Below are 3,028 nucleotides of genomic sequence, written 5' to 3' on the forward strand. Positions count from 1 at the left end.
CCGAAAAATCAGATTTTCAGACGGCTTTTGCGTTCAATCACACGCTCGGTGATGACTTTATTTTTTCAACTCGGCCAAAATTTCGTCAACTTTCGCTTTGGCGTCGCCGAAGCACATCACGCTGTTTTCATTAAAGAACAGCGGGTTTTGCACCCCTGCGTAGCCGGTGTTCATCGAGCGTTTGAACACTACCACTTCTTTGGCTTTCCACACTTCCAATACCGGCATACCGGCAATCGGCGAGCCGGGGTCGGTTTGCGCGGCGGGGTTGACGGTATCGTTGGCACCAATCACCAGCACCACATCGGTATCGGCAAAATCATCGTTGATTTCGTCCATTTCCAATACGATGTCGTAAGGCACTTTGGCTTCGGCCAGCAATACGTTCATATGACCCGGCAGGCGGCCGGCTACGGGATGGATGCCGAAGCGCACTTCTTTGCCTGCTTTACGCAGCAGATCGGTGATTTCCGCAACGGGATATTGCGCCTGCGCCACCGCCATGCCGTAGCCTGGAGTGATGATGACGGATTGCGCGTCTTTCAGCATCGCGGCCACATCGGCGGCCTGTACTTCTCGGTATTCGCCGACTTCTTCGCTGCCGCCTGAGGATGCGGCGCCGTCGCTGCCGAAACCGCCGGCAATCACGGAAAGGAAGGAGCGGTTCATGGCTTTACACATGATGTAGGACAAAATCGCGCCGCTGGAGCCGACCAATGCGCCGGTGACAATCAGCAAGTCGTTGGAGAGCATAAAGCCCGCCGCCGCCGCCGCCCAGCCGGAATAGGAGTTGAGCATGGACACCACCACCGGCATATCCGCGCCGCCGATGGAGGCAACGAGATGCCAGCCGAATGCAAGGGCAATCAGCGTCATCACAATCAGCGCCAGCCAAGAGCCGTCGGCCGCCACAAACACCAGCATCAGCACAAACGATACGCCCAGCGCCAGCGCGTTCAGCTTATGCTTGGCAGGCAGTTGCAGCGGCGCGCTGCTGATTTTGCCGTTGAGTTTGCCGAACGCGACAATCGAGCCGGTAAAGGTGACCGCGCCGATAAAGATGCCCAAAAAGACTTCGACCAGATGAATGGTGTGCATTTCAGACGGCACATCGCCCGGGTTGATGAAGCTGTTGAAGCCGACCAATACTGCAGCAAGGCCGACGAAGCTGTGCAGCAGCGCAATCAGCTCGGGCATTTCGGTCATTTCGACTTTTTTGGCTTTGTAGATGCCGATGGCGGCACCGGCTGCCATGGCGATAATAATCCAGAAAAAGCCGGAAGACTGCTCGCTGAATACGGTGGCAAACAGGGCAACGGCCATACCGGCCACGCCGGCGTAGCAGCCCTGCTTGGCGGTTTCCTGCTTGGAAAGACCGGCCAGCGCGAAGATAAACAAAACAGCGGCGACGATATATGCCGCAGTAACCAAACCTAATGACATATCGTCCTCCTTAACCTTTACGGAACATATTCAACATACGGCGCGTCACATAGAAGCCGCCGAAGATATTGACGCTGGCGAGCAAAATCGCGATAAACGACAGCAGGGAAACAAAGAAACTGCCCTGACCGATTTGCAATAATGCGCCGACCACAATGATGCCCGAAATGGCGTTGGTCACCGACATCAACGGCGTGTGTAACGAGTGGGACACGTTCCATACCACATAGTAGCCGATGACGCAGGCGAGCACGAATACGATAAAGTGGTTGAGAAACGCTGCGGGCGCTACCGCACCGATCCACAATACCAGCAGCGCGCCGATAACGGCCGGCGCAAGTTTTTTCCACAAAGGCAGCGGCGCAGGCTCGGGCTTGGCAGCCGGAGCGGCTTGCGCGGCAGCCTGCTGCGGCTGGGCGGATACCTGAATGGCGGGCGGCGGGAAGGTCACTTCGCCGTCGCGGGTAACGGTCATGTTGCGGATAATCACGTCTTCAAAATCCAGCGTGATTTCGCCGTCTTTATTCGGACTGAGCAGCTTGGACAAGTTCACCAGATTGGTGGCGTAAAGCTGGGAAGACTGCCCCGCCAGGCGGTTGGCCATATCGGTATAACCGATGATTTTCACGCCGTTGTCGGTAACGAACAATTCGCCGGGCTTGGTCAATTCGCAGTTGCCGCCGGTGGCCGCCGCCAAATCGACAATCACCGAACCGGCCTTCATGGACTGTACCATCTCGGCGGTAATCAGCTTGGGCGCGGGTTTGCCGGGAATGGCGGCGGTGGTGATGATGATATCGACCTGCTGCGCCTGCTCGGCAAAGAGTTTCATTTCAGCGGCGATAAATTCCTCGCTCATCACTTTGGCATAGCCGTCGCCGCTGCCGCCCGCTTCCTGCGGGAAATCGAGTTTCAGGAATTGGCCGCCCATGGATTCGATTTGCTCGGCCACTTCCAGGCGGGTATCGAAGGCTTTTACCACCGCGCCCAAAGAGTTGGCCGTACCGATGGCCGCCAAACCCGCCACGCCCGCGCCAATCACCAGCACCTGCGCCGGCGGCACTTTGCCCGCAGCGGTAATCTGACCGGTAAAGAAGCGGCCGAAAGCGTTGGCGGCTTCGACAACGGCGCGGTAGCCGCTGATATTGGCCATCGAAGAGAGCGCGTCCAAAGCCTGCGCGCGCGAAATGCGCGGCACCATGTCCATCGCCAATACATTGACTTTTTTATCCGCCAGCTTTTGTACCAGCTCCGGATTTTGCGCCGGCCACAGGAAGCTGACCAAAGTCTGCCCGGCTTTCAGACGGCCTGTTTCCGCTTCATCGGGGGCATTGACTTTGTAAATCAGCGGGCTGCTCCATACGGCGGCGGCATCGCCTACCGTCGCGCCTGCGGCTTCGTAGGCAGCGTCGGTCAGGCTGGCAGCCGCGCCCGCGCCGCGCTCCACCGCCACCTCGAAGCCGAGTTTGAGCAGCTGGGTCACGGTAGCGGGCGTCGCCGCCACGCGGGTTTCACCCGCCAGCGTTTCTCTTGGAATACCAATTCTCATGTGTTACTCCTGAAGGTCATTTGAGGGTTGCTTGTT

General features: G+C 57.9%; 2 protein-coding genes. Both read right to left on the bottom strand.

The window, feature by feature from the left end:
- Window positions 1-57: 57 nt before the first annotated feature.
- A complete protein-coding gene (pntB, locus tag BDE01S_RS09545) occupies window positions 58-1,443 on the bottom strand; it encodes a Re/Si-specific NAD(P)(+) transhydrogenase subunit beta (protein WP_066080820.1) in 1,386 nt (461 codons plus the stop codon).
- A 10-nt stretch (window positions 1,444-1,453) separates the two neighbouring features.
- The gene (locus tag BDE01S_RS09550) at window positions 1,454-2,992 is read right to left on the bottom strand and encodes a Re/Si-specific NAD(P)(+) transhydrogenase subunit alpha (RefSeq protein ID WP_066080823.1); all 1,539 of its coding nucleotides are present in this window, start codon (window positions 2,990-2,992) and stop codon (window positions 1,454-1,456) included.
- Between the last annotated feature and the right edge of the window lie 36 nt (window positions 2,993-3,028).

It is taken from the genome of Bergeriella denitrificans NBRC 102155 (assembly GCF_001592185.1).
GTDB classification, from domain to species: domain Bacteria; phylum Pseudomonadota; class Gammaproteobacteria; order Burkholderiales; family Neisseriaceae; genus Neisseria; species Neisseria denitrificans.

Excerpts from the sequence above, each read along its gene's own strand:
- pntB (WP_066080820.1), bottom strand. The coding sequence starts at position 1,443 with ATGTCATTAGGTTTGGTTACTGCGGCATATATCGTCGCCGCTGTTTTG.
- BDE01S_RS09550 (WP_066080823.1), bottom strand. The coding sequence starts at position 2,992 with ATGAGAATTGGTATTCCAAGAGAAACGCTGGCGGGTGAAACCCGCGTG.